The organism is Endozoicomonas arenosclerae, from assembly GCF_001562015.1.
In the GTDB taxonomy this organism is placed as follows: Bacteria; Pseudomonadota; Gammaproteobacteria; order Pseudomonadales; family Endozoicomonadaceae; genus Endozoicomonas_A; species Endozoicomonas_A arenosclerae.
Window position 1 is genome coordinate 47,381 of sequence record NZ_LASA01000059.1, and the last position, 25,053, is coordinate 72,433.

The 25,053-nt window shown below is 48.7% G+C and carries 23 protein-coding genes; 12 read left to right on the top strand and 11 right to left on the bottom strand.

What is annotated here, in order from left to right; all coding sequences use genetic code 11:
• Nucleotides 1–32: 32 nt before the first annotated feature.
• Both WG89_RS06885 and asd read right to left on the bottom strand, forming a co-directional pair.
• Nucleotides 33–599 carry a lipid-binding SYLF domain-containing protein gene (locus WG89_RS06885; protein WP_062263292.1) on the bottom strand — a complete coding sequence of 189 codons (567 nt, stop codon included), beginning with the start codon at nt 597–599 and terminating at the stop codon, nt 33–35.
• Nucleotides 600–682: 83 nt separating this feature from the next.
• Complete coding sequence (gene asd / locus WG89_RS06890) at nt 683–1,543, bottom strand: archaetidylserine decarboxylase (RefSeq protein ID WP_062263295.1); 861 nt, start codon at nt 1,541–1,543, stop codon at nt 683–685.
• Between the two features lie 144 nt (nt 1,544–1,687).
• Here asd and WG89_RS06895 point away from each other — a divergent pair, with 144 nt between their 5' ends.
• Nucleotides 1,688–2,188, top strand: coding sequence for a hypothetical protein (locus WG89_RS06895; RefSeq protein ID WP_062263298.1), 501 nt, complete (start codon nt 1,688–1,690; stop codon nt 2,186–2,188).
• A gap of 17 nt (nt 2,189–2,205) precedes the next feature.
• On the opposite strand, the gene WG89_RS06900 is transcribed toward WG89_RS06895, so the two are convergent.
• The 3 genes from WG89_RS06900 to rsgA are packed head-to-tail and all read right to left on the bottom strand — an operon-like array spanning nt 2,206 to nt 5,615.
• Entirely contained in the window at nt 2,206–3,018 is an 813-nt protein-coding gene (locus tag WG89_RS06900) for a sulfurtransferase (protein WP_062263302.1), read from the bottom strand.
• A gap of 47 nt (nt 3,019–3,065) precedes the next feature.
• The gene (locus WG89_RS06905; protein WP_062263305.1) at nt 3,066–4,550 is read right to left on the bottom strand and encodes a M81 family metallopeptidase; all 1,485 of its coding nucleotides are present in this window, start codon (nt 4,548–4,550) and stop codon (nt 3,066–3,068) included.
• Between the two features lie 45 nt (nt 4,551–4,595).
• Nucleotides 4,596–5,615 carry a small ribosomal subunit biogenesis GTPase RsgA gene (gene rsgA / locus WG89_RS06910; protein ID WP_062263308.1) on the bottom strand — a complete coding sequence of 340 codons (1,020 nt, stop codon included), beginning with the start codon at nt 5,613–5,615 and terminating at the stop codon, nt 4,596–4,598.
• Between the two features lie 407 nt (nt 5,616–6,022).
• Here rsgA and orn point away from each other — a divergent pair, with 407 nt between their 5' ends.
• Nucleotides 6,023–6,565, top strand: a complete 543-nt coding sequence (gene orn / locus WG89_RS06915) for an oligoribonuclease (RefSeq protein ID WP_062263729.1) — start codon at nt 6,023–6,025, stop codon at nt 6,563–6,565.
• A gap of 169 nt (nt 6,566–6,734) precedes the next feature.
• Nucleotides 6,735–8,813, top strand: coding sequence for a prolyl oligopeptidase family serine peptidase (locus tag WG89_RS06920; RefSeq protein WP_079253702.1), 2,079 nt, complete (start codon nt 6,735–6,737; stop codon nt 8,811–8,813).
• Nucleotides 8,814–8,947: 134 nt separating this feature from the next.
• On the opposite strand, the gene WG89_RS06925 is transcribed toward WG89_RS06920, so the two are convergent.
• From WG89_RS06925 to WG89_RS06935, 3 genes are read right to left on the bottom strand one after another with little or no spacing between them, the layout of a single operon-like run.
• Entirely contained in the window at nt 8,948–9,370 is a 423-nt protein-coding gene (locus tag WG89_RS06925; RefSeq protein WP_062263311.1) for a P-loop NTPase family protein, read from the bottom strand.
• A gap of 20 nt (nt 9,371–9,390) precedes the next feature.
• Complete coding sequence (locus WG89_RS06930; protein ID WP_062263314.1) at nt 9,391–9,849, bottom strand: NUDIX hydrolase; 459 nt, start codon at nt 9,847–9,849, stop codon at nt 9,391–9,393.
• A gap of 16 nt (nt 9,850–9,865) precedes the next feature.
• Complete coding sequence (locus WG89_RS06935) at nt 9,866–10,309, bottom strand: GNAT family N-acetyltransferase (RefSeq protein ID WP_062263317.1); 444 nt, start codon at nt 10,307–10,309, stop codon at nt 9,866–9,868.
• 191 nt (nt 10,310–10,500) lie between these two features.
• Here WG89_RS06935 and WG89_RS06940 point away from each other — a divergent pair, with 191 nt between their 5' ends.
• Nucleotides 10,501–11,853, top strand: coding sequence for a DEAD/DEAH box helicase (locus tag WG89_RS06940; RefSeq protein WP_062263320.1), 1,353 nt, complete (start codon nt 10,501–10,503; stop codon nt 11,851–11,853).
• Between the two features lie 41 nt (nt 11,854–11,894).
• On the opposite strand, the gene WG89_RS06945 is transcribed toward WG89_RS06940, so the two are convergent.
• Entirely contained in the window at nt 11,895–12,281 is a 387-nt protein-coding gene (locus tag WG89_RS06945) for a nuclear transport factor 2 family protein (protein ID WP_062263323.1), read from the bottom strand.
• 432 nt (nt 12,282–12,713) lie between these two features.
• Here WG89_RS06945 and WG89_RS06950 point away from each other — a divergent pair, with 432 nt between their 5' ends.
• Nucleotides 12,714–13,793, top strand: a complete 1,080-nt coding sequence (locus WG89_RS06950) for a YdcF family protein (protein WP_062263326.1) — start codon at nt 12,714–12,716, stop codon at nt 13,791–13,793.
• On the opposite strand, the gene queG is transcribed toward WG89_RS06950, so the two are convergent.
• Nucleotides 13,790–14,929 (bottom strand): tRNA epoxyqueuosine(34) reductase QueG, encoded by a 1,140-nt coding sequence (gene queG, locus WG89_RS06955; protein WP_079253703.1) that lies wholly within the window; start codon nt 14,927–14,929, stop codon nt 13,790–13,792. The genes WG89_RS06950 and queG overlap by 4 nt on opposite strands.
• A gap of 334 nt (nt 14,930–15,263) precedes the next feature.
• Here queG and WG89_RS06960 point away from each other — a divergent pair, with 334 nt between their 5' ends.
• Both WG89_RS06960 and WG89_RS06965 read left to right on the top strand, forming a co-directional pair.
• A complete protein-coding gene (locus tag WG89_RS06960) occupies nt 15,264–15,920 on the top strand; it encodes a hypothetical protein (RefSeq protein WP_062263328.1) in 657 nt (218 codons plus the stop codon).
• Between the two features lie 207 nt (nt 15,921–16,127).
• The gene (locus tag WG89_RS06965) at nt 16,128–16,700 is read left to right on the top strand and encodes a hypothetical protein (protein ID WP_062263332.1); all 573 of its coding nucleotides are present in this window, start codon (nt 16,128–16,130) and stop codon (nt 16,698–16,700) included.
• A gap of 45 nt (nt 16,701–16,745) precedes the next feature.
• Here WG89_RS06965 and nhaC read toward each other — a convergent pair whose 3' ends face one another.
• Nucleotides 16,746–18,167 carry a Na+/H+ antiporter NhaC gene (gene nhaC, locus WG89_RS06970; protein WP_062263737.1) on the bottom strand — a complete coding sequence of 474 codons (1,422 nt, stop codon included), beginning with the start codon at nt 18,165–18,167 and terminating at the stop codon, nt 16,746–16,748.
• Between the two features lie 138 nt (nt 18,168–18,305).
• Between nhaC and WG89_RS06975 the strand changes: the two genes are divergently transcribed.
• The 5 genes from WG89_RS06975 to mutL all read left to right on the top strand — a co-directional run bounded on the left by WG89_RS06975 (nt 18,306) and on the right by mutL (nt 25,052).
• The gene (locus WG89_RS06975; protein WP_062263336.1) at nt 18,306–19,835 is read left to right on the top strand and encodes a bifunctional ADP-dependent NAD(P)H-hydrate dehydratase/NAD(P)H-hydrate epimerase; all 1,530 of its coding nucleotides are present in this window, start codon (nt 18,306–18,308) and stop codon (nt 19,833–19,835) included.
• A gap of 64 nt (nt 19,836–19,899) precedes the next feature.
• A complete protein-coding gene (gene tsaE, locus WG89_RS06980; protein WP_062263339.1) occupies nt 19,900–20,391 on the top strand; it encodes a tRNA (adenosine(37)-N6)-threonylcarbamoyltransferase complex ATPase subunit type 1 TsaE in 492 nt (163 codons plus the stop codon).
• Nucleotides 20,392–20,468: 77 nt separating this feature from the next.
• On the top strand, nt 20,469–21,782 hold the full coding sequence (locus WG89_RS06985) for an N-acetylmuramoyl-L-alanine amidase family protein (RefSeq protein ID WP_245662883.1): 1,314 nt from the start codon (nt 20,469–20,471) through the stop codon (nt 21,780–21,782).
• A 109-nt stretch (nt 21,783–21,891) separates the two neighbouring features.
• Nucleotides 21,892–23,031, top strand: a complete 1,140-nt coding sequence (locus WG89_RS06990; protein ID WP_062263343.1) for a hypothetical protein — start codon at nt 21,892–21,894, stop codon at nt 23,029–23,031.
• An 83-nt stretch (nt 23,032–23,114) separates the two neighbouring features.
• Nucleotides 23,115–25,052, top strand: coding sequence for a DNA mismatch repair endonuclease MutL (gene mutL / locus WG89_RS06995; RefSeq protein WP_062263347.1), 1,938 nt, complete (start codon nt 23,115–23,117; stop codon nt 25,050–25,052).
• The last annotated feature ends 1 nt before the right edge of the window (nt 25,053 follow it).

A 25,053-nucleotide genomic window follows, 5' to 3' on the forward strand; every position in this document is an offset into this window, starting at 1 on the left:
AGTCCGGGTCGATCAAATGTCGCAGTGTATCCTTAATTGAGCCCTTCATCGACCCAGTATTTGGTTCCCTGCAACGTAGCCTGAGCCACAAGACCGCTTTCTGTCAGCTGATAGACAGTGATACCCAGATTGGCATTTGCCACACCGCCAATTAATTCACCACCCTTGTCGCCTGATTTGGCGGCAGCGTCTGCCTGACCGGTGAAGTCCCAGCCTTCCTTAATGAATTTTTTCAGCGAGTTATGGTTTTCAAAAATAATAACGGCTCTGAAATCCTTGATTCCCAAGCCGGGTCCAATACCTGCACTGGCCATTCTCATGTAGGTGTCGGAGTCATCTTCGTTGTCTCTAACCACGCCATAGCCACTGCCAGCGCTGAGGAAAATAATGTTGCTGTTGATGTTGCTGAAGACTGCGTAACCGGCAGCATTTGCCAGTTGGGCTTCGGTGCTGGGTTTTGCCCTGAACAGCATGGCCAGCGTCTCTGTGCGCATGGAATTGATGTAAGCTTGCTTGTCGCTTTTGGATTTACCCTGAATGCTTGAGCAGCCAGAGAGAATAAGAACAAGTATCAGGGGAAGAATACGGAGAGACTGCATGAATGGCTCCTTGGAAAGAAACTGCAGGCAGTGGGTTACCACCTGCAGAAGGAGCCGGTAGGAGCCCGACAGGCTCCTCGTACTTACTGTGCAGGTGAGGCCAATGCCTGACCCATCTTGATTTTAGACCCGGCTTCGTATTGCTCAAGCCAGTCAATCTGGTCTTTACCAAACAGGACAATGGCTGTTGAGCCCATCTTGAAGCGGCCCATTTCATCGCCCCGCTTCAGGGAAACATGCTCCGCCGAATCGTCGCCGTACTCAAAGGTACGCACTTTCTTTCTTTGAGGCGTTACCAGTCCGGCCCAGACGGTTTCAATACTGGCAACGATCATGGCACCCACCATGATAACTGCCATGGGGCCACGTTCGGTGTCAAAGATAGCCACGACCCGTTCGTTACGGGCAAACAGGTTGGGAATGTTTTCAACGGTTCCCTGGTTGACCGAAAACAGACGGCCAGGGACGTGAATCATTTTGCGCAGGGTGCCACCAAAAGGTGTGTGAACACGATGATAGTCACGAGGAGAAAGATAGATGGTCGCAAACTTGCCACCCATGAATTCCTGTCCGAGATCGCTGTCCCCGCCCAGTAGCTCAATCAGGCTATAGTCGTGTCCTTTGGCCTGGAACACTCTGCCATCCCGAATATCTCCCAGCTGGCTGACTTCGCCATCCGCAGGGCTAACAATCAGGCTCTCGTCTTCAGGCAGGGGGCGCATGCCTTCCTTCAGAGAGCGGGTAAAGAAATCATTAAAGTGAAGATACTCTTCAGGGTTCTCACGCTCAGCTTCGCTCATATCAACGTCATATTGTTTGATGATGCGACGGATCAGAGCATTCTTGAACTTGGGGCATGTGCTTTCAACAAAGCAGTAAACTGCTCTGGAAATAAGATGATGCGGCAAGAAGTATTGAATAAAAGCGAATAATCTTTCTTTCACAGTCAGGACTCATCCTGTTTTTGAGTGATGTTGGATTGTAATGATGCGGACAGGATCTCACAAGTAAGCACTGAATTAGACGGCAGGTACATTCGTCTATGATTAAACGGTGCAGTTCCGTTCAGGGTCGACAGGGAGAGTCTCATGAAATCCGCAGCTGCCTGGATTATTTCTATATTATTTTTATCGATGGGGTCTGCCACAGCTTCCGGTGTGGACTATCGAATCATCGAACCTCAATCTGCAGTGCATGTCCTGAAAAGGGCGGAGGCCAGCCGGGAGAGAGTGTGGAACAAAAAGCGAAAGCTCTGGGTGGTTCAGAGCCTGGTGGACTGGTTTGAGCAGTTCCCGGCATACCCTGTGCCTGACCTGATCCAGTCCTATCTGGATAATGGCTATACGCTGGTGGCTGCAAGTGTTGATTTCACGACCACTTCTGGTGGTGCTTATGTCAGTGTCAAAGAAATCATTGATGAGGGTGACAGGTTGGTTGTCGTGCTGATTCGCCCAAGGTCGACGTGCCGGTTAGTCAACAAACAGTTTAAAAATGTTCCTTTTGCCATGTTGCTTCAGGCAGTAAACAAGCCTGTCAGCGTAGCCATAGAGTCGATCCCCATTACCTGTCAGGTGCAGCCGCAGTCCTGACAGGCCTTCAAATGTTATTAAACTTCGATAGGGGTGTCCGGCAGGTTGCCCCATTCAGACCATGAACCGTCGTAGGCCTTGATGGTGTAACCCAGGGATTTGCCTACCAGGTAGGTAAAGCCTGAACGGTGATGGCTCTGGCAGTGAGTGATAATCTTCTTCTCCTGAGTAATACCCAGCTGCTCAAGAATACTGGCAATATCACCGCGAATTCTCAGGTTGCGGTCGTGATCCATAGCCAGTGTCCATTCCAGATTCACTGCTCCCGGAATGTGCCCGCCTCTTTGGGCAAAGACTTTTTCACCCCGATATTCGGCAGCTGAGCGGGCATCCCAGATAACGGTGTCTGAATCTTCCAGCGAAGCGATAATGGCATCCTTGCTGATCAGCATGGCGTCATCAATCTGAGCATTGACCTGGGTAGGTTCTGGCCGGTTGATAGTGCTCTCGGTTGGATGACCTTCCTTCAACCAGACGTGTGCTCCACCGTTCAGGTAACTGTATTTTTTGTGGCCGATGACATCGAGTGTCCAGATAAAGCGACCGGCCCAGCCACCGCCTTCGTCGTCATAAACAACAATGTGTTTGTCTTCGCTGTAGCCAATATTGGAGAGCATCTGGTTGATCTGCTCAATGGCTGGCAGTTTGCCCGCAGCGGGCTGGACTCCTGAAACCATGCTTTGTGGAGCCACGTTAACAGCACCCGGAACATGAGACTGGCTGTAAAGTCTGGGATTACACAGGTCTACTATCAGCAGGTCTTCCTGGCCCAGCAGGGGGACCAGTTGTTCAGCTTCAAGGATCAGTGGAAGGTCTTCTGTCGGATTCATTTATTCTGTTCGTTCATGGCTCATTGGATGGGTTGAAGGATATGCCATCACAAAGGGGATGGATAGGGGAGGGCCGGGGTATCCTGCCATGGAAACTTGTTCAGGTCCGGTTGGGTGTAGGGGATTTCGGTAAAGTTCATATTCAGAGCGCCCGGAGGACTCATCAAAAGAATGGACTCGGCGACCGGAGCAAAGCCTGCATGGAAATGGAATATGGATTTCACCACCACAATGTTCAACGCTGCCAGTGAAAGACCAAACTTTGTGAAGACTTCAGGATGAAAAACCTGTGTTCTGGTACTGTTCACAATGATGTAAACGCCCTGACATTTCAGACAGACACTGTCGCCACAGGGAACAGGGATAGCCTCATCGCCGGATTGAGGAAAGCGTTGAATCATGCCGGGAATGCACTCAATGACTTCTACATCCAGATCCAGTGGCTGGCCTGAGTCATGGCAGGTTTTGCCGCCCAGCCTTACTTTCAGATGACTACCAATACCCGCTTTCATAGCAATTGCTGCAACCTGGGGATCGAAGATCATCCCTACCGCCGCATTGGAAACCTGTTTGTTGAGCATGTACTCCAGAACATAGGTTGAGTCGCTGGGAGCCCCGCCACCGGCATTATCTGACATATCGGCAATGACAATGGGCTTGCCTGTTGCAGGCTGTTGTTGTGCCTCGGCAAAGGCAGATTCCATGCTTAAAGGTTTGATCAACAGTTCATGACGTTGTTCGAAAACTATTTCTGCCAGCTGTTTTGCTGTTTCAGAAGCCAGAGCCGGATCATTGTCTGCTATCACCAGAATGCGAGTTCCGCAGTCGGCAACATCGCCATAAGGAAAACCATGGGCCATTTCTGCTGTGATGATTCCGGGTTGTTCACTGACTGTTTTGAAATGTTCAACCAGACTTCGCATGGGTTCGTTAGCTGTTGGGTAGAGATTGATGATGCGGCAGTCATAAAGCGCCATGACCGGTTTGGTTTTGGCCAATACTGCATCAGCGCATAACATCAGCAGATCTCCTGCCCGTTCCAGAATGTCGGTATGAGGGTACTCTCGATAGATGGTGATCACAGAGGATTGATCAACAAGGTTTCGGCTCAGGTGGCAATGAAGATCGAGCTCAACTCCGATGACAATGTCGGGGCCGACAATTTCTCTTACCCGGGTGACAATGTCCCCTTCACAGTCATCGTAACCTTCGGCAACCATGGCGCCATGGAGTGGCAGTAAAACCATATCCACTGGCAGAGCCTGCTTCAGGCTCTGCAGCAGTTCTTCTCGCAATTGTTCGTAAGCTTGTCGAGTTGTGGTGCCGTCGGGCTCAGCAACTGCGATAAAGGAAGGGATGAGGTGCCATTGATGTTGTTCTGCAATCTTTTGCAGATAACTCTCAATCAGACACTCATTGGGCAAATCATCCTGCTTAGAAGCGGACCGGGACGAAATAAAGTCATCGTAACCGGTCGGCACAGGAGAAAAGGTATTGGTTTCTGTAATGATGCCACCGGTAAAAATTCTCATCGTTCGCTTCCTGAAGATCCATTGGCGAAGATGAGAATAGACCAGTCAAGCCTCCAGTGAGTCCAGAATCTGTTTGTAACTAAACATTCGTTCTTCGAGAATTTCTCCGTCTTCCAGAGCCTGCTTCAGAGCACAACCGGGTTCTTTCTCATGCTTACAGTCACGGAAGCGGCAGTGGCCCAGGTAAGGTCTGAACTCTCTGAACCCTTCAAGTACCGATTGGGCATCTATATGCCAGAGACCGAATTCCCGAATTCCGGGGGAGTCGATCAACATACCTCCGGCCGGGAAGTGGAACAGTTTGGCAGCGGTTGTGGTGTGCATACCCTTGCCGGTAGCTTCTGAAAGATCCCCAACACGAGTGTCTACACCGGGTAACAGCACATTAACCAGGGAGGATTTACCAACACCGCTTTGTCCAACAAACACACTGACATGCTCATCAAGCAATGTTTGCAGGGGCGCGAGCCCGTCTTCAGAGCGGGTGGAAGCCCTCAGTACCTGATAACCAATGTCCTCATAAATGGACAGCATATCATCCAGCAATTCCATGCCTTCTTCATCGAGCAGGTCGATCTTGTTCAGCAGCAGAACAGGCTCAATACCCACTGTTTCAGCGGCAACCAGATAGCGGTCAATCAGGTTGGCATGGGGAATCGGAACCGGGGCAATTACCAGTACGATATAGTCAATATTGGCTGCAACAGGCTTGATTCGGCCATGATTGTCCGGACGGGTCAGCAGACTGGTGCGCTCTTCAAGAGCAACCACCACGCCGGTTTCGTCCTTCAAAGAAGGCTTCCATATGACTCTGTCACCCGTTACCAGGGGAGGGAGGTTGGTCCGGAGGTGGCAACGACGGGCTTCACCCGGCTGGCCCAGAGGCTCAACATCCAGAGTGGCCCCGTAGTGGGCAATGATCAGGCCCTGTTGCTCAGCACCCAGATTGTCATCCTTTATTTCCTGCTCAATGAGCTGTTCCCGCTTCTGGGCCCGGGCAATACGTTCCTGCTGAACTTTTTCTATGCGCCACTTCTGTTTGCGCGTTAGTTTGCGCTTACTCATTGTCTACTCAAGGTTTTACCTGGTGTTCTGGAAGAGGGGGAAGCTTTTTTATGGCAAACGGCCATTGAAAGCCTGGTACACACTCGTCTATCAGATTGTAATCGCAACTGGCTGAAATAATTAAAAAATTTCATGATTTATGCCCTGAATGGCAGAAAGTGCCAATCAGTACTGGGCTGCGAAGGAATCTGTTGGAAGCGAGTGTGGATTTCACGGAGAGATTATGATCGGTTAAACTTAATAAGTCAGCCATGGCTTTCTTCATTTGCAAATATTTTTTCTATGAAAATGTCAAAGGATTGGGTTCAGGGTTATTTCTAGGGCAAATCACCGTAGAAATTCAGAGCTCCGGGACATATTCACTGCAGCCGGGCTGGCGCATCTCTCTATTGGAAATCGGGTGCTTGATGGCTAAAGCGGATAATCTTGTCTGGATCGACCTGGAAATGACCGGCCTTGATCCTGAACATGACCAAATTCTGGAAATTGCGACCATTGTAACCGATGGTCAGCTGAACTTTATTGCTGAAGGTCCTGTGATTGCAGTGCATCAGAGTGACACAGTACTAGAGAATATGAATGAGTGGTGTATCAAAACTCATGGCGAAACCGGGCTGACCCAGAGAGTGCGTGAAAGCAAAATCGGTCAGGCTGAAGCCGAGCAGATGACGCTGGAGTTTCTGAAACAGTATTCTGACGTTGGTGCGTCTCCCATGTGTGGCAACAGTATTGGTCAGGATCGCCGTTTTCTGAACCGTTACATGCCAGAGCTACACAATTTTTTCCATTACCGTAATGTTGATGTCAGTACGTTAAAAGAACTGGCAAGAAGATGGAAACCGGAACTTCTTGATCAATTTACCAAGAAGGGAACTCATCTGGCGCTGGAAGATATTCGTGAATCCATTGAAGAGCTGAAATTCTATCGCCAGCACTTTATTCAATCCTGAGCCGTTAATGCCTCAAATCATGAGAACAGCTGCTTTACAGGAGTGGCTGTTTTTCTAATTAATGATCACCTCACGCAAATAGACTTTATTCAAATCTCCCTATAAGGTTTCTTTCAGTATTAAGCTGTTATCCACAGCAAGAACAATAAAAACTCCTGAAGGTCATACCATGACAGTATCCCGTGACACATCAGAGCCTATTCTGGTTTATCCCAAGACCCGAAAAGACGACACTATTGATCAGTATTTTGGTGTTGAAGTCAGTGATTCGTACCGCTGGCTGGAAGATGACCTCAGTGATGAAACAGCAGAATGGGTCAGAACTCAGAATACCGCTACCCAGGCTTACCTGAAGCAGATTCCCTATCGCGACAAGATTCAGTCCACCCTGAAAGAGCTGATGGACTTTGAGAAAGTGCTGACACCTTTTGTAGAAGGCGGTGTGACTTACTTCTTCAGAAATGAAGGACTGCAGAATCAATTTGTACTTTATCGCCAGAAAGACGGAACTGAGCCGGAAGTCTTTCTTGACCCCAATACGTTCAGTGAAGACGGTACCACTTCTCTGGCGGGCATCAGCTTTTCAAAGTCCGGGAAGCTGACGGCTTTTCAGCAATCTGAAGCAGGCAGTGACTGGACCACGATTCACATTATGGATTGTGAATCCGGAGAGATGCTGGAGCCTCCTTTAAAGGACATCAAGTTCAGTGACGCCAGCTGGCTCGGGGATGAAGGCTTTTTCTACTCTTCCTACGACAAGCCGGATGGCAGTGAACTCTCTGCCAAGACAGATCAGCACAAGCTTTATTTCCACAAACTGGGTACTCCTCAGTCTGAAGACCGTGTTATTTACGGTGCCAGCGAGTCTGAAAAACATCGCTATGTAGGAGGGGATGTCACTGAAGATGATCGTTATCTCATGGTCAGTGCTCAGGAGTCCACTTCCGGAAACCGTCTTTATTTAAAAGATCTCTCGGACAAAGACTCAACCCTGGTCGCCATCGTTGATCATCTGGACTCTGATACCCATCTGCTTGATAGCGATGAACAGTTTCTCTATCTCCAGTCAAACAGCAACAGCCCAAATCAGCGGGTGGTTAAAGTGGCTGTGGATAACCCCGGGGAAGAAAACTGGGTAGACCTGATACCCGAAACAGAGCACACGCTGGATGCATTCTCCGGGGCTGGGTTTATCTTTGCTCATTACATGGTAGATGCTGTTTCAAAAGTCTTTCAGTATGACTTTGAAGGTAAGCAGATTCGTGAAATTACACTTCCGGATCTGGGTTCTGCTGATGGCTTCTCCGGTAAAAGCAAGCAGAAGACACTCTACTTCAGCTTCACCAATTTCAAGACTCCAGGCCGAGTCTATTCTCTCGATCCAGTCAGTGGTGAATCTTCGGTTTACAAGATACCTGATTGTGCTTTTGACAGTGATCAATACGTCAGCAGACAGGTGTTTTATACCTCTAAAGACGGCACAAAAGTGCCTATGACAATTAATCACCACAAAGACCTTAAGCTTGATGGCAATACTCCTACCCTTTTATACGGCTATGGTGGTTTTGATGTCAGCCTGACGCCTTACTACAGCTCAGCCATTGCGGCCTGGCTATCGTTAGGTGGTGTTTATGTTGTGGCAAACCTGCGAGGGGGTGGTGAATACGGTAAGAAGTGGCACCTGGCAGGCACCAAGCTCCAGAAACAGAATGTTTTTGACGACTTTATAGCGGCTGCTGAATACCTGATCGACGAGAAGTATACCTCCAGCAATCATCTGGCTATTTTCGGGGGCTCTAACGGTGGGCTGCTTGTGGGAGCCTGTATGACCCAGAGACCTGATTTGTTCAAGGTGGCATTACCTGCTGTGGGTGTCCTGGACATGCTGCGCTATCACAAGTTTACTTCTGGAGCGGGTTGGGCATACGACTACGGTACCTCAGAAGATAACGCTGAAATGTTTGAGTACCTTCATGGCTATTCGCCCCTGCATAATATCAGGGAGGGAGTAGAGTATCCGGCTACGATGGTTACCACCGGTGATCACGACGATCGGGTGGTACCGGCTCATTCCTTCAAGTTTGCAGCTGAGCTTCAATCAAAACAGTCTGGTAGTAATCCGGCTCTGATTCGTATTGAAACCAATGCTGGTCACGGTGCAGGTAAACCGACCAGTAAAATGATTGAAGAGTATGCAGATATATACGGCTTTGCGCTGTTTAATATGGGTGTCGAAACTCTGAACTGAGTTAAAGGAGGGCTTGGCCTTTGCGCCTGGCCCTCAATCCAAATCTGCCAGAAATTGTTTTATTTCTTGAGAGCTTCGCAGGTGAACAAAGCGGATATGAGAATAACGCTCATCTTTCATTAAGTTCTGGTATTTCACCCGGTTTTTTTATGAGTTGTCCAGGTCCACTTAAGGATCGATTCTTTACTGAAAAGCTTTCCCAGAGTTTCAACATTACCCGTGTCTTTCCAGAGTTCTTTGCCTGAAACAATTCTGCAAATAGCCCGTTTTAAAGCCTGGGCCATTGTTCTGGCCAGAGATAAATCTATCCAGGCCACCATTTCAGCTTTTTGAAACTTTAGCTCCTGAGTCTTCGTATAGTTGCCATCCAGAATCCAGGCAGGTTGATCTAAAACTGCTTTCAGTCGGTTCTGAAATACTTCAGGCTCTACCGGCGTCCAGTTTGCTCCCCAAAACAGTTCATCCATCTCGATATGTGGAATGGAGAGTTTATTCGCTATTTTTTTAGCCAAGGTCGATTTGCCCGAGCCACTAGTGCCAACAATGTTTATTTTCATTGATCAGGTTCTTAAATCAGTCAGAATGGCAGTTGGTTTTTCAGGTGCTTCAGTGCTGATGAATAAACAGAGTGCCATTGGCCATCCGGTTTATTTTCCAGAGAATGCCAGAAGAATCGGAAGTTATGCCCTCCATCATCTTCGCAATAGTGATGCCATGAATCTTTCAGGTTATTGGCGTTGCAGAGTATAAAGTGCCATTGCTGACTCTGAAATCCAGCTTTCCAGGCTCCGAGGTACTGCACTATTCTCGCATTCGCTATGCCTGATTCTTCTTGGAGTTCCCTCAGGGCTGCTTGCGGCAGTGTTTCCCCTTTTTCCAGAGTCCCCTTGGCCAGTTGAATACCAGCCAGAGGGTGTTTGAAAACGAGAATCTCTGATGTTCCTTCATTCTCTCTAATCACCACAGGACAGACTTTGATCTTACGGAGTAAAAGCAAGTCATGATCAATGGGAGCTTGAGCTGATGTTTCGTCCATGAATGTTTTGCACTTATCAGGTTATATTAATTTCAAGCAGAGTATCGCCGTCGTCCAGTTCGCCAATCTCGGTAAAGCCGAAGTTTTTATACACTTTTGAGGCTTCCAGATTGGAGGGTTTGTGCATGGTGCGTAACTGTTTACCACCTAAAGCTTTCACTTCTTCAAGCAGTTGTTTAAGAGCATTTGAACCAATGCCCTGACCCTGGCAGGATTTATCCACCATGAACCGGAACAGCCAATAAAGTTCCAGATCTTCCGGCTCATCTTCATGACAATAGGAAAGCAAGCCAACCACTTTGTTATTGTTATAGATGGCTCTGACCCGGTGGTGTGATTCAAATTTGGATTGGGCGATGGTATCGCCGTTCGGAGCTAAAAAACCTTCCTGTTCAGGAAGCAGCCTGAGACGCAGGCAGTCGAGATAATTGTCTTTTGTAACTTCGCGAAGTTCGACCATTCAGTATGGATTCTTTCTTATTATGAGACGACAACCTTAGCTTTTATTGAGATCTTAATCCAGAGTCGTATGTTGCACTGTAGTTCAGTTTAATCGTACTTAATAGCTTCAACCCCGCAGATACTGTAAGCTGCCCCTCCCTCCATGTCTTCAGCTCCGTTCCGCTGAATGACGCCAACCGAGAATGTTTCATGAGTTTTGACTCGCTGGGGTTATCAGCTCCCATCCTCCAAGCTGTTTCAGAGCAGGGATATGATACCCCTTCGCCTATCCAGTCACAGGCTATCCCTGCTGTGCTCGAAGGCCAGGATGTTATGGCTGCTGCACAGACCGGAACCGGTAAAACCGCTGGTTTCACTCTGCCATTGCTGGAAAAGCTCTCTCAAGGGCAACGTGTACAGCCAAATCAGGTTAGGGCTCTAATTTTGACGCCCACCCGTGAGCTGGCCGCACAGGTGGCAGAAAGTGTAGAAACTTACAGCAAACATTTGCCAATCCGTTCAACGGTGGTGTTTGGTGGCGTCAAAATCAATCCCCAGATGATGCGGTTGAGAAGAGGGGTTGATGTACTGGTCGCAACTCCGGGAAGGTTGCTCGATCTCTACAATCAGAACGCAGTGAAGTTTAAACAGTTGGAAGTGCTGGTGTTGGATGAAGCCGACCGCATGCTGGATATGGGCTTCATCCATGATATTCGTAAGATTCTGGCCATACTGCCTAAGAACCGCCAGAGCTTACTGTTTTCGGCGACCTTTTCGGATGAAATCCGCAGTCTGGCAAAAGGCCTTGTTAAGTCTCCTGTAGAGATCTCGGTAACACCCAGAAATGCCACGGCCAAAACGGTAGATCAGTGTGTTTGTCCTGTGGATAAAAACAAGAAAGCCGCTCTGCTGACCCAGTTGATTAAAGACAATGACTGGAGCCAGGTGCTGGTGTTCACTCGTACAAAGCACGGCGCAAACCGGCTGACAAAACATCTCGACAGTAAAGGCATCCAGGCTGCCGCTATTCACGGCAATAAAAGTCAGAATGCCCGGACTAAAGCCCTGGCTGAATTCAAAAGTGGCGAAATCCGTATTCTGGTAGCCACCGATATTGCGGCCAGAGGTCTGGATATTGATCAGTTGCCGCAAGTCGTGAACTTTGATCTGCCTAACGTAGCCGAAGACTATGTGCACCGTATTGGCCGAACAGGTCGTGCGGGAGCCAGTGGGCAAGCTGTTTCTCTGGTGAGTGCCGACGAATTCAAAGAGCTGGTGGCCATTGAAAGGCTGACCCGGCAGGTCATTGATCGGGAGATCATTCCAGGCTTTAAACCAGTTAATAGCTTGCCTGAGTCCAAACTGGATACTCGTCCACCCAAGCGGAAGAAACCTAAAAAGCCCAAGAAACCCAAGGTTGAGCACCAGGATGGTCAGCGTTCCGGAGAGGTCTCAAGAGGCCATAAGCCAGCTGCACAGGCAAAGCGAAAACAGGGTACAGAGAAGAAAGAAGTGACCAGAAAGCCAAGGCGAAGAAAGCCGAAGCCCAAGGCTTCAGAGTAATATAAAAACAGCCAGTCAACGGCTCTGACTGGCTGTCATTTCTAGACCGGTGATTGAGAAATATGCTGGTGCCGAATCAGCCATTGGCCTGAATGGTTTTCCAGAAAAACACTGACTCTGATTCGGGTATCTTCAGAACCTTTGACCTGCAAGATCATGCACAGGCAGGCGGCTTCACCAAACTGGTAAACAACAGGCTCTCCCATTTCTGCTTCAAAAGGTTCACTGGAGTTAAAATAATCCGTAAACCTTTGCCTTAGTGCTTCCCGATCATTCAGATTGATATGTAAACCAAAACTGTGGGGTTCATCGTCGGTAACAAACAACGACATGATGCCATGAACGTCCTTTGTCTGAATGTAATGATCATACTGCTTAACAATATGAAGAAAGGGGGTAAGCGACTCACCTGAAAGCTTCACAGCCATAACAGAAAACCTCTGGAATCTACGTCTCAGTAGCCACTAAGGGTAGTCTATGTGTAGGGCGCGTTCTCAATTATTCATGGGCTCAGTGCTGCCGTAAAGGGGTCAGATACAAGGAAGACTTGCGCTGGTGTAGTTCCTCTACATCAAGCAAGCTCTGAGGCAGTAGATGGCCCCTTTACGGAGCATCCGAAGGACTCTTTCAGGAGCATCCATTGCAGCGTTCCAACAGATTGAAAGATGTTTATATTCCTGCACTGTTGCGCCTTGCACTGAATGCTCCTGAAAAGAGCTGAGCTCCATGAATAATTGAGAACGCGCCCTATTTGTGGATAACCGAAGCCTCCCGTTATTGTTTGATTTGTATCAATTCTGTCCATTCAGTCGCTGCTTATTATGGCATCAACTCCTTTTCTTATTTCTGGATTCTACTGAATGCGCTCACTCCTGAAGCCCCTCGTTCTGGGAATGGCTCTCTCCACTGCTTTGGTTGGTTGTACTTCACTGACTGAGCAGCCTGCCTCTACGCCTTCTTTTGAACAGCAGAAACAGATCAATGATCTGGTTCAAACCGGGATGTACTACTACTGGAACGGTGGTGATCTCAAAAAGGTTGAACAGGAATTCTTCAAAGGCATCACCCTGAAGGGGAAGTTTGATGTTGTTGAAGCTTCTTTCGAACAGGCCAGTGAACTGGCGCCTAACCGTCTGGATCTGCGCTTTGGTATTGCTTCCACCCAGATCATCCAGAGCAAGGTCGACGACGCCATTAAAACCTATGAAAGTATTCTGGAGCTGGATCCGGAAAACTTTGATGCGGGTATTCTGGCAGCTGCCTACAAAAAAGTGTCTGGCGATATGGAAGGCTATAAGGCTGAAATGGCGGATCTGGGGCAACGTTACCCGGAACAGACAGCCGATTACCTGAGCACTTTTGAACGTACAGATACTTTCATGGCTACTGAGCTGAACACCAAGGCATCAACCAGTAAAGAGAAGAATCATACGATTGTGACTCTGGGCTATGCCCTGTCTCCTGAAGGCGAAATGCGTCAGCCTCTGATTGATCGTCTGGAGCAGACTCTGGCTGCAGCCACTAAAAATCCTGAAGCGACCGTCATCGTCAGTGGGGGTGTGCCCAATGGTGGTGTGACTGAATCTTTCCTGATGAAGCAGTGGCTGGTTGAGAAAGGTGTAGCGGCAGATCGTATCTACATGGACGACAAAGCCAAAGATACCGTGGGCAACGCGATCTACTCCACCGAGATTATGAAAGAGCTGGGTACAGAACATGTCACTCTGATTTCTTCTGCCAGCCACATGCGTCGTGCTTTGAGTATTTTTGCTGAAGTGGCCGATCGTGAAAATGCAGAGATCAGCTTCGATAACCTGGTCGCTATGGATTTCGATACTATGGAAGAAGCGATGACCGTTTCTGCAAATGAATCACTGGTTATCTACCGAGATATGCTTCGTGGATCTGGCATCTGGGCTTATCCGGGCCTGCAGATTTAATGTTGTGACTGTGGACTGTGTTGTTTAAGAGCCCAGTCCACATGCTCCTTCACCAGCTCTGACGGATAATCCTCACGTTGGTGAAGAGCAGCTAACACTTTCTCAGTGGTTGGGGCATTGCCCAAGCCAACCGCCAGGTTCCTCAACCAGCACTCAAATCCAGCCCTGCGAATGGGTGAACCTGCAGTTCGGTCCAGAAACTCTTCTTCAGTCCACAGAAACAGGTCTGCCAGATCACTGTTATCCAGATGATGACGTGGCTTGAAGTCACTTTCCTGAGTGTGTTTTGCAAATCGATTCCAGGGGCAGGTGAGCTGGCAATCGTCACAGCCAAAAACCCGGTTTCCCATTTTGCTTCTCAGCTCTATCGGAATAGGACCACTGTTTTCAATGGTCAGGTAAGAAATACATTTTCGGGCATCGATCTTGTAGGGCTCAACAATGGCTGCTGTCGGACAAATATCCATGCAGGCACTGCAGCGACCGCAATGATTCTTTTCATACGGTTCATCAATAGGGAGTGGGAGATTGGTAAACAGCTCTCCCAGGAAGAAGAAAGAGCCCGCCTGACGATTGATGATCAGTGAATGTTTACCCATCCAGCCAAGACCGGCCTGTTGAGCCAGTGGCCTTTCCATAACCGGTGCACTGTCAACAAAAGCTCGATAGCCATGCTCACCGGTAACCTCTTCTATTTTTTTACCCAGCTGGGTTAAACGCTTGCGTATCAGCTTGTGGTAATCGCGTCCCAAAGCATAACGGGATATGTAGGCTTTTTCCGGCTCATTCAGAATTTTAATGGTTTCTGTTTCTGCGGGGAGGTAATCCATCCTGACGGAGATGATCCGAATAACACCTTCGTGGAGTTTTTCAGGGTGGCATCGAAGGTCTTTATGCCGCTCCATATAGTCCAGATCACCGTGCAGACCCTGATCCAGCCATTCCTGAAAGTGTTTTTGGTCCGTTTCCGGAATTTTAGCTTCCGTAATGCCAATGTCCTGAAAGCCCAGCTCTCTGGCCCATTGACGAATATTTTCAGTCAGTTCCTGATAATCGAGATCATTAGGGGAAGTGCTGGAAGTGGACACGTTAATAATGGCTGCCGGGAAAGAATCAAAGAATGTAAGAGTCACCATTCTAGCACACCCGTTTATGAGATTAATGGGCAGAAGACGCTGTTGAATGGTTTCAATGCCGGATACTGATTGATGAAAATACGGTTACAAAAATTACTGTTCGATTGGGTATGGGAAAAGCAAAGACGGGTGTATGATCCTTAAGTCGAACGAATTATCTAAATATAAAAAAACGTTGTTAAATTGATTTCATTTCTGAACTGGGTTGTTAGCAAGATCAAGGAAGAGAGGCTATCGAGTCAGAGGCATCAGCATTACACACGATGGCGTTGTTAACTGGCTGTGGAATGCAACAGGGACGATGTAGACATTATAAAAACAGCAGGACAAGCGAATGATCAATATAAGCCAGTTTAAATCACTCTCGCCAACAAGCTGCCATTGGATTGATGGGGCTAAACAGCCCGTCGGAAGTCAGGCTAAACCTGACAAGGCACTACCTGATTACGCTAAAGAATCCTTTTATTACGCTAATACCCATCAAAAGAATGGCGGCTTACAGATAAAACCAGCCAGTAAAGGGGATTATGAAGGCGTATATATCCCCTACGAAAATGATAAAGCCACATTTTCAAAAAGTATTGTCAGTGGCTTTATTGCCAGTGGTGGTTTTTCAGGTTGTACTTTTCAGCTCTATAACGATGGTAATGGTCGTGTAGTGGGTACTCATATTTATCAGGGCGGTGGTCAGCGCAGGGATCTGGAGTACGAAGCTGCAGTGGCTGGCTGGAAGTTGCTTTACACCTGGGAAAGTAATGGTTTGATGAATGACCCCACCATGACAAAAAGTGGTTTTGTAATGGCTATTGTTCAACCCAATGTTATTGATGTGGTCGCCGTGCGTTTGACGGGAGCGGGTCGGTCGGAAAAGATTCTGGCTCAAAACCGTATCGCAGACTGGAAAAATTATAATGGTGGTGCCTACGGTGGCTCGGTAGGTGGTGTGACGACTAAACCTGTTGGTCGTGGTCAAAGAGCTATGTCAATCTGATTAAAGACTTCTTTGAGGAGCACTTAAAAAAACGGTAAAGTAAGTGCTCCTGTACCTGTAAACCATGATTAAATTAACAAATTACAGGAATAATAAGAAAAAGCTTGAGAAGTAAGTCAAAAATCCGATTTTTAGGTCAGGAAAACCTGAATCAGATTATTATAATTCTCTTCGCTTTATGTAGGTATTTAGCTAGAGGCAGTGCAAATGGAAAGTGCCAGTAGCGTAGTTTGGGATATTTCGCATTTTAACGAAAAGAAAAAAGCCGCAGACTTTTTTGATTCTTTGAGAACAGTGTTTGCGGTGTACAGTCCTGGAACTTCACAGATTTACACCAATTACGATGTGTTTTGGAGCACCTATAACAAGGAAAAGCTGGTGGTATTACCCAATCAGCATGCTCATCATGACACCTTCTTCGAAATAGAACAGGATGCTACCCGGGCTTCCGGGATATTTGTTATTCCTGGTGAAATTCTGGGTAAGGAAGAGCTGCATGTTGCTCTGCCCAAAAGCAAAGGGCGCAAAACCAAGCCCGTGCTGGCAGAAAGAGGCATTGAGCTGTTTTCTAAAGCCTATGAGGATCGGTACCCAGGCAAGTACTTTGTGCCTATTGTGACCACCGGTGATTTGCGCGAGTTCAACAAAAGAGCTCCACTGCTTCATCTTCATATGCTGGATGTAACCCGCCTTAAGGGGTTATCACCCTTCAAGCGTGAAGACCTCAAGCAGTCCATAGTATCCCGTTTGGAAAATATCCGGGACGTGCAGGTGGCCTGACTCAATCTGATCAGGCCCTCCACACTTTAAGTAAACCCGTCAGTTTTACTCTGACAGGTATTCTGCGTCTTGAGTATTTGCTTGAGCGGTACGTCTCTTTTTGAAAATACCGATTCCCAAAAAGACCATGATGATTGCCAGCATAGGACTGAGCAGGTTGAACAGAGCCCATGGCGCAAATTCCAGTACACTCACGCCCAGTGTGGCCGAATAGAACAGCCCGGAAGTCGTCCAGGGGATCAGCCCGGTCGTCAGTGTCGCACCTTCTTCCAGTGATCTGGACAACATGGCAGAGTCCAGCTCCCTTTTTTCATACGCTTTCTTATACAGCTGACCACCCAGAATGATAGAAAGGTAGGCTTCACCCAGACACATATTGCTGAGAAATCCGGTACTGATGGTTGTGGCAATTAAAGAGCCTGTACTTTGTACACGACTGATTACACCTTTTAGCAAAGCGGTCAGTATCCCCAGCTTGTTTAGAACACCTCCCAAAGCCAAAGCAATCAGGCAAAGTGACAATGTCCACATCATGCTTTGAATACCTCCCCGACTAAGAAGGTTGTTCAGGGTCTCTAATTCAGTGTTCGCCTTATAACCTCCCTGAAGACTGTTCAGAAACTGAGTAACATCAACCCCCTGAACGGCTATAGCAACAAAACCTGCGGTAAGAATACTGGCCAGCATGGCGATTTCCGGTGCCATTCGGCGTGCGCTGCAAATTACGAGAACTACCAGAGGAAGAACGGCTAACAGGGAAATGGAAAAACTGGATGACAATGCTGACTGCATCATCTGGATAGAATCTGGCAGATTAGGTTCGGATGTGTATGAGAAACCAATCAGTGTGAAAGTCAGTAAGGTCAGCGTGTAGGCGGGGGTTGAGGTCCAGGCCATGACTTTGATGTGTCTGAACAAGGGGGCACCGGCACTCATGGCTGACAGGTTGGTGGTGTCTGAGACCGGTGACATTTTGTCTCCACAACTGGCACCTGAAATAACTACACCGGCAATCAGTGGCAGAGGAATATTCATCGCAGAACCAATTTCCAGCAACACAACACCGGCCGTAGCCACGGTACCCCAGGCAGTACCAGTGGCCAGAGACATCAGAGTGCAGAGGATCAGACTGACAGGCAAAAACAATCCGGGGCTGAGATACTCCAGCCCGTAGTAAATGAGCCAGGCCACGGTTCCACTTTCAATGAAAGCCGCTACCAGCATCCCGATGATGATAAAGATGTAAATGGCTCCCAGACCTTTCTGGATACCTTCACTCATACCTGAGCGCATGGACTGGAAAGAATGGCCCAGTCTGTGGCCATGGAGGCAGGCCCAAACCAGAGCAGTGATCAGCAGGAGGTGAAGATTGATGTCCAGCCAGAAAATACCCGTTGAGATCAGTAGAAAAATACCACCGAAGCAAAGAGCAGCCTGGCTAAAACCGGGCGTTTTAGTTGTTTCCATGAGAAGTGAGGGGCGTGTTTGGAGAATGGACAGACCCGACAGAAAAGCTGGGTGTCGGGCCACAACGTTGACAGACTCTGAGCTGTTTGCCCTTTAATATTAAGGTAAGCTTTTGTATAGAGGCAAAGGTAAATGCTTATGTACGATAGCACTTCAATCCGCACCTGTGATCGGCTTTATACTGCAGAACAAGTCCGTCAGCTGGATTATACGGCGATCCATGAGTTTCAGATCAATGGTTTTGAATTGATGAACCGGGCTGCTCGGGCAGCTTTCAGATCAATCATAAATCACTGGCCAGACCTGCTGCGGGGTAAAAGTCTTCAGGTTTTTTGTGGTGGCGGAAATAATGGTGGAGACGGCTATCTGGTTGCCATGCTCGCGGCAAAACGGGGGATTCCGGTTACTGTGTTGACCCTGTCTTCTCCTGACAAACTCTCTGGTGATGCCCGGCTAGCTTACGAAGCGTGTATTGTTGAAGAGGTTTCCGTTAACCCCTATACACAGGGTGTGCCGCTATCCGGTGATGTGCTGGTTGATGCCATGCTGGGAACCGGGTTAGGCAGGGACGTATCGGGTGATTATCGAGATGCAGTGGTTCGCATCAATCAGTCCGACTCCCCAGTGATGGCTATTGATATCCCTTCCGGCCTCTGTGCGGATAAAGGGATAGAACTGGGTGTTGCAGTAAAAGCCGATGTGACAGTGACCTTTATTGGTATGAAGCTTGGCCTGCTATCAGGCAGGGGCAAAGAACTGTCAGGACAGGTTGAGTTTGCTGATCTGGGTGTGCCGAAAGAGATCTATGAATCAGTCTCTATTGAAGCTGTAAGGTTGTCAGAGGATATGTTGAGTGGCTGGGTTCAGCCCCGGGCCAGGGATTTACACAAAGGCGACAATGGACATGTTATGGTGGTGGCAGGGAATCATGGTATGCCCGGAGCCGCCATAATGTCAGCGGAAGCCGCATTATTCTGTGGTGCAGGCAGAGTGACCGTAGCTACTCGTCAGGAACATCTGTTGGCTCTGGCTGCACGTAGACCTGAATTGATGGCATCCGGGGTTTCTTGTGCAGAGGATCTGCGCCCGCTAATAGCAGGAAAGAACCTGCTGGTAGTCGGGCCAGGGTTGGGCAAAGACAGCTGGGCACGGGAGCTACTCACTGAAGTTCTGAATGCCGAGTGTCCAGTGGTGGTGGATGCTGATGGCCTCAATATTATCTCGGAAGATCCGGCGTTGCTTAAAGGTCGAAAGTACCCGATGATTCTCACACCTCATCCCGGTGAAGCGGCTCGATTACTGAATACCAGCATTGCAACAATCAACGCTGACAGAGTGAAGGCGGCGAAAGAAATATTCAACAAGTACAAAGCTGTAGTCGTATTAAAGGGAGCAGGTACTCTGGTATATGATGGCCAGAGTCTGAATCTATGCTCCGATGGTAATCCGGGAATGGCCGTTGCAGGTATGGGGGATGTACTCAGTGGAGTGATTGCTGCCCTTTCCGCGCAAGGGGTAGAAGCAAGTTGTGCAGCAGCCCTGGGGGTTTGGTTGCATGCAACCGGAGCGGATCAACTGGCTCAACTCCAGGGCGAAAGAGGTATGCTGGCACTGGAAACAGTCCCTCACATAAGAAGTCAGCTAAACAAAATAGCAAAGCAGCCTTGAGCTATATAAACAATGAATACTGAGCCGGTTATGTGTCGGCTCCAGTCAACGAAATAGAGTGTATATGGAAGGCAGGATTGAGCTGCTGATTGATAATGAGCAGGAAATGGTGCAGCTGGGTAAGGAGCTGGCTGAAGTAAGCGGTGGTCAGGCCGTGATTTATCTGGTTGGGAATCTTGGGGCCGGTAAAACCACCTTGTCCCGGGGGATTCTGCAAAGCCTGGGCCACCAGGGTGCGGTTAAGAGTCCAACTTATACCCTGGTGGAGCCTTATAATATTGATGGCCAACAGGTCTATCACTTTGACCTGTACCGACTGGCCGACCCTGAAGAACTCGAGTTTATCGGTGGAAGGGATTATTTTGAGGAAGATTGTCTGTGTCTGATCGAGTGGCCCTGTAAAGGTGAGGGCGCTCTGCCAGACGCTGATCTGGAAGTACAACTGGATTACAACCTGCCCGGACGTAAGGCTTTGATCAAAGCGGGAACCGAGCGTGGACAGGTTATGTTGAAGCAGCTGCAGGGACGGCAGGAGGGAGAATGTCGTCAGGGATAAGGAAGTTCTTAAGCAGGCTACAGATATTAAAAACAGCAAGAGCATCGAAGACTAAAAGTAGAGTCAGTCGTTGCATCTTGCTGTTTGCAGCTGTCTTGCTGTTGCCTCTGCAATCGTTTGCCGCCCAGGTGAATGATATACGTCTCTGGCGCTCTCCGGATAAAACCCGTCTGGTATTTGATGTTTCCAGTGAAGTCGCACACTCCCAGTTTTTTCTTGAAAACCCTCACAGGCTGGTCCTCGATATTCGGGGCACCAAAAAGCCAGCCACTGTTGCTACTCCAGGCCTCAGTACTACGCCAATCAGTAAAATTCGTTACGGAGTGCGTAACAAGAAAGATTTGCGCATCGTTCTGGATTTGCGAAACAAGGTGACCAGCAAGAGTTTTCTTCTGAAGCCTAATGCAACATACGGCTATCGTCTTGTGGTTGACTTGTTTGACAGTCAGGGCACAAAGGCTGCTGTTCCTGAAAGAGTGCCCAGCAAACCTTCTTCCAGAAGAGACATTGTTGTAGCCATTGATGCGGGACATGGGGGAGAAGACCCTGGTGCCCTGGCTTATGGCGGCGGGCATGAGAAAGCGGTCACGTTGAACATTGCCAAAGACCTTGCTGCCCTGTTGAAGAAAGAACCAGGTTTTAAGCCCGTTCTGGTGCGAACAGGGGATTACTATATTCCCTTGCGTGAGCGCTCAAGCATTGCCCGTAAATCAAGTGCCGATCTGTTCATCTCGATTCACGCTGACGCATTCACCGATCGCAGGGCAAATGGGGCTTCGGTATTTGCCCTGTCACGAGGTGGTGCGACCTCAGAGACGGCAAGGTGGTTGGCTCAAAGAGAAAACTCATCGGATCAGATTGGCGGTGAAGGCGGTATTTCCCTGAGTGACAAGGATGATATTCTGGCGGGTGTTCTGCTGGATCTTTCTATGACGTCGACACTGTCTTCCAGCCTGGAAGTGGGTGATATGGTGTTGAAGAACATTGGAACCATTAACCGGTTGCATAAAAAGCAGGTTGAGCAGGCTGCTTTTGTGGTGTTGAAATCACCGGATATTCCTTCCATCCTGGTTGAGACTGGTTTTATCTCCAACCCGAAAGAAGGCCGCAAGTTGAAAACTCGCAGTCATCAGCGTGCATTGGCCCGACAAATTCACAAGGGTGTGAAAAGCTACTTTGTGAAAAAACCTCCTCCAGGTACCCTGCTGAGCAAGCTGAAGGCTGAAGGTAAGGTGAGCACTCGTCCTGATCAATATGTGATTCAGGCTGGGGATACCCTGTCCGAGATTGCCAGTCGTTTTGACATCAGCCTGAGCTCATTGAAAACAGCCAACAAAATCAGTCGCTCTGACCGAATCCGAACCGGGCAGGTGCTTGTGATTCCCAATTAAAGAGAGCCTCCACAGAGATTGTCAGCACTACTGACAGGCTGGTCAGTCCTTCCCTGGCTTTTTTCCCATAAAGTGCCGTTATGTGAAAAATCCAAGGGGGGATCCAGCCATGAATGTGGGGGCTTCAGTAAATTCATTACCTGTCCATACCAAGAGTTCATCCGTCGATGGGCTGTCCCCTCATGCGCCTTCTGAAAATGGCTTCAATCAGAATAATTCTGTTAACAGAGCTGGTAACAGGGTGTTCAGCGATAGCATTAAAAAGCTGGATAGCCGCTCAATCGCAGAGTTTGACAACCTGTCTGTTTCACCACCTGAGCTTGAAGCGCCAGCAACAGATGTCTCAGACTTGCTGGAAGAGTTTGAGGTAATCAATGAATACCCAGACCTTCCAGCCAATGACTCTTCTTCGGAAGGTGTTCTGGGTTGGTTGAAAGACGCGGCGTCTTTCCTTATTCACTACTCAACACTGGGGCATGTTCCTAAAAGAAAAAAGCAGACTGAAGCTCTGGTTCAATTGATACCTGAGGTTTGTGAGCAAATTGTTCGAAGAGATCAGTCAGCAGTGGCACCGCCTTCAGCGAGCCGTGCGGCCCTTCACAGACCCTCTCAAACGCCGGTGGGTCATCCTGTTCGAATCAGGCGGCAACTTCTGATGCCAGAGCAGGTCTGGAAGCAGAAAGAAATTCAAAAAGAGCTGGCGCTTCAGGAAGAGCAGCGGAAGCTGGCAATAGAGCTTGAAGCACTGGCTAAAGAGTCCATGGAGGCAAAAGAGCCGATCGAGCCTCCCATGATTGATGTGATGACGGGGATGCCGGTCCCGGAGCTGGAAAGTAAAGTTTGGGAGTTTCTGGTCAAGTCCGCTGAAATCATGTCTCCGGCAGGGGGTAAGGTAAAAGGCGCGGCTACTCATGTGGTGTCAGAGGAGAAAGTGGATCAACTGCAGGCATTGCTTAAAAATGTCATGAAAGACCGGGTGCACTACGAAATCAGCAAGAATCTGGGGCGACGAATTCTACAGGTAGCGGCCGTTTGCGGGTCAGCCAGCCCCTTATTACCGGCTCTGACATTATTGGGTTATACCATCCCGGGCTGTCAGTTTATTCCGGCCATGCTGGCTTTGTGGCGACTCAAGGACTTTAAGGATGAAGTTTCAGCCCTATACTACGATCGGAATGCAGCTCCGGCATTGATTGATCTCACTATGAGCTGGGCGCCGACACTGGTATACAGTTTGTTAGGAATGTAGCACCTTGGCAAATATGGATGGACACTGATAGTCTTTCCTCACTTGCTCAATTCTTATATCACTGGACTGATTCGCCTGCCTTTATGAAACCGATTCGTTTACTCGACACTCGCCTCGCTAACCAGATTGCCGCTGGTGAGGTGGTTGAACGCCCTGCTTCTGTGGTGAAAGAGCTGCTGGAAAACAGCCTGGATGCTGGTGCCAAACGAGTTAACGTTGAGGTCGAAAGTGGCGGCGTTAAATTGATCCGCATTCGTGATGATGGTCATGGCATTGCCAAAGATGATCTGGCGTTGGCTCTCTCCCGACATGCCACCAGTAAGATCTCCGAACTGGAAGATCTGGAAGGGGTTGGAACTCTGGGCTTTCGGGGTGAGGCATTGGCGTCAATCAGTTCTGTCTCCCGTCTGACACTGACTTCCCATGTTGAAGGGCAGGAATCGGGCTGGCAGGTGCGTACTGAAGGTCGCGATATGGACGCAGTGGTTAATCCTGCTCCGCATCCAGTAGGTACGACCATTGAAGTTAAAGATCTGTTTTTTAATACGCCTGCCCGTCGTAAATTCCTGCGAACTGAAAAAACAGAATTTTCACATCTTGAAGAAGTTGTTAAGCGATTGGCTCTGTCACGGTTTGATGCTGGATTCAGTCTCAGGCATAACCAGCGCAGCATTCATCAGTTAAGACCCTGCACTACTCAGGCAGAAAAAGACCGACGGGTCGCATCGCTGTGTGGGCCGAAGTTTATTGAAAACTCGGTCATTATTGATGTTGAAGTATCAGGCCTGAAACTTTGGGGTTGGGTTGGTCTACCCACCTTTTCCCGCTCCAGCGCTGATCTTCAGTACTTCTTTGTAAATGGCCGGGTGATCAGGGATAAGCTGGTGGCTCATGCTGTCCGACAGGCCTATCGGGATGTTCTATACAGTGGAAGACATCCGACCTTTGTCTTGTATCTTGAGCTGGATCCTTCGCTGGTGGATGTCAACGTTCACCCGACCAAGCATGAAGTTCGATTCAGAGACGGCAGAACGGTGCACAACTTTCTGTTCAGCACCTTGCATCGTGCTCTGGGTGAGGTATCACCGGAAGATCACCTGCCATCGGCGGCTCTGTCTTCTCAGCCTCAAACCCGTGCTTCCGGTGTTGAAGGTGGAGAGTTCAAGAGTCAGGAAAGTATGCAGCTGGCGTCTGCTCCGGCCTCTAGTACTTTCTCCTATGGCGCTTCAACAGGAAGCTCTGCAAACACAGCGGCCAATTTTGTAAGGGAAACACCCGAGCCTGGTCAGGTTCAAAAACAGATTCAGGCCTACAGTGAACTTTATGCTTCTTCGGCTCCAGAGCGGAATGAAGTTCAGGAAGGTCAGCCGGTAGCCGTCAATGATCTGCCCGTACCCCAGGCAGCAGCCGTAAATCTTCCAGAACAGACTGCAGATATTCCACCACTGGGTTTTGCTATTGCTCAACTGAAAGGTATTTATATCCTCTCCGAGAATGAGCAAGGCATGATTCTGGTGGATATGCATGCTGCCCATGAACGAATCACTTATGAGCGGATGAAGATCTCCTGGCATGCTGATGGCATTAAAGCTCAGCCCTTGCTGGTGCCTAAATCTATAGCCGTCAGTGATCGCGAAGCTAACTGTGCGGAAGAAAATCTGGATTACTTCAAAAAGCTCGGTTTAACTCTTGAGCGTATGGGGCCAGAAACCCTGCTGGTTAGACAGGTTCCAGTGATGCTTCACAATGCCGATGTCGAGAAGCTGGTTCGTGATGTGTTGTCAGATTTGATGCAGCACGGTGGCAGTGATCGAGTTGAAAGCAAGATCAATGAAGTACTGGCAACCATGGCCTGTCACGGTTCAGTAAGAGCGAATCGTCGTTTATCAATCGAAGAGATGAATGCTCTGCTGCGGGATATGGAACACACAGAACGCAGTGGTCAGTGCAATCACGGAAGACCTACCTGGACTTTATTGACGCTGGATCAACTCGATAGATTGTTCTTGAGAGGGCGTTGAG

Excerpts from the sequence above, each read along its gene's own strand:
- WG89_RS06885 (WP_062263292.1), bottom strand. The coding sequence starts at position 599 with ATGCAGTCTCTCCGTATTCTTCCCCTGATACTTGTTCTTATTCTCTCT.
- WG89_RS06895 (WP_062263298.1), top strand. The coding sequence starts at position 1,688 with ATGAAATCCGCAGCTGCCTGGATTATTTCTATATTATTTTTATCGATG.
- WG89_RS06900 (WP_062263302.1), bottom strand. The coding sequence starts at position 3,018 with ATGAATCCGACAGAAGACCTTCCACTGATCCTTGAAGCTGAACAACTG.
- WG89_RS06905 (WP_062263305.1), bottom strand. The coding sequence starts at position 4,550 with ATGAGAATTTTTACCGGTGGCATCATTACAGAAACCAATACCTTTTCT.
- rsgA (WP_062263308.1), bottom strand. The coding sequence starts at position 5,615 with ATGAGTAAGCGCAAACTAACGCGCAAACAGAAGTGGCGCATAGAAAAA.
- orn (WP_062263729.1), top strand. The coding sequence starts at position 6,023 with ATGGCTAAAGCGGATAATCTTGTCTGGATCGACCTGGAAATGACCGGC.
- WG89_RS06920 (WP_079253702.1), top strand. The coding sequence starts at position 6,735 with ATGACAGTATCCCGTGACACATCAGAGCCTATTCTGGTTTATCCCAAG.
- WG89_RS06925 (WP_062263311.1), bottom strand. The coding sequence starts at position 9,370 with ATGAAAATAAACATTGTTGGCACTAGTGGCTCGGGCAAATCGACCTTG.
- WG89_RS06930 (WP_062263314.1), bottom strand. The coding sequence starts at position 9,849 with ATGGACGAAACATCAGCTCAAGCTCCCATTGATCATGACTTGCTTTTA.
- WG89_RS06935 (WP_062263317.1), bottom strand. The coding sequence starts at position 10,309 with ATGGTCGAACTTCGCGAAGTTACAAAAGACAATTATCTCGACTGCCTG.
- WG89_RS06940 (WP_062263320.1), top strand. The coding sequence starts at position 10,501 with ATGAGTTTTGACTCGCTGGGGTTATCAGCTCCCATCCTCCAAGCTGTT.
- WG89_RS06945 (WP_062263323.1), bottom strand. The coding sequence starts at position 12,281 with ATGGCTGTGAAGCTTTCAGGTGAGTCGCTTACCCCCTTTCTTCATATT.
- WG89_RS06950 (WP_062263326.1), top strand. The coding sequence starts at position 12,714 with ATGCGCTCACTCCTGAAGCCCCTCGTTCTGGGAATGGCTCTCTCCACT.
- queG (WP_079253703.1), bottom strand. The coding sequence starts at position 14,929 with ATGGTGACTCTTACATTCTTTGATTCTTTCCCGGCAGCCATTATTAAC.
- WG89_RS06960 (WP_062263328.1), top strand. The coding sequence starts at position 15,264 with ATGATCAATATAAGCCAGTTTAAATCACTCTCGCCAACAAGCTGCCAT.
- WG89_RS06965 (WP_062263332.1), top strand. The coding sequence starts at position 16,128 with ATGGAAAGTGCCAGTAGCGTAGTTTGGGATATTTCGCATTTTAACGAA.
- nhaC (WP_062263737.1), bottom strand. The coding sequence starts at position 18,167 with ATGGAAACAACTAAAACGCCCGGTTTTAGCCAGGCTGCTCTTTGCTTC.
- WG89_RS06975 (WP_062263336.1), top strand. The coding sequence starts at position 18,306 with ATGTACGATAGCACTTCAATCCGCACCTGTGATCGGCTTTATACTGCA.
- tsaE (WP_062263339.1), top strand. The coding sequence starts at position 19,900 with ATGGAAGGCAGGATTGAGCTGCTGATTGATAATGAGCAGGAAATGGTG.
- WG89_RS06990 (WP_062263343.1), top strand. The coding sequence starts at position 21,892 with ATGAATGTGGGGGCTTCAGTAAATTCATTACCTGTCCATACCAAGAGT.
- mutL (WP_062263347.1), top strand. The coding sequence starts at position 23,115 with ATGAAACCGATTCGTTTACTCGACACTCGCCTCGCTAACCAGATTGCC.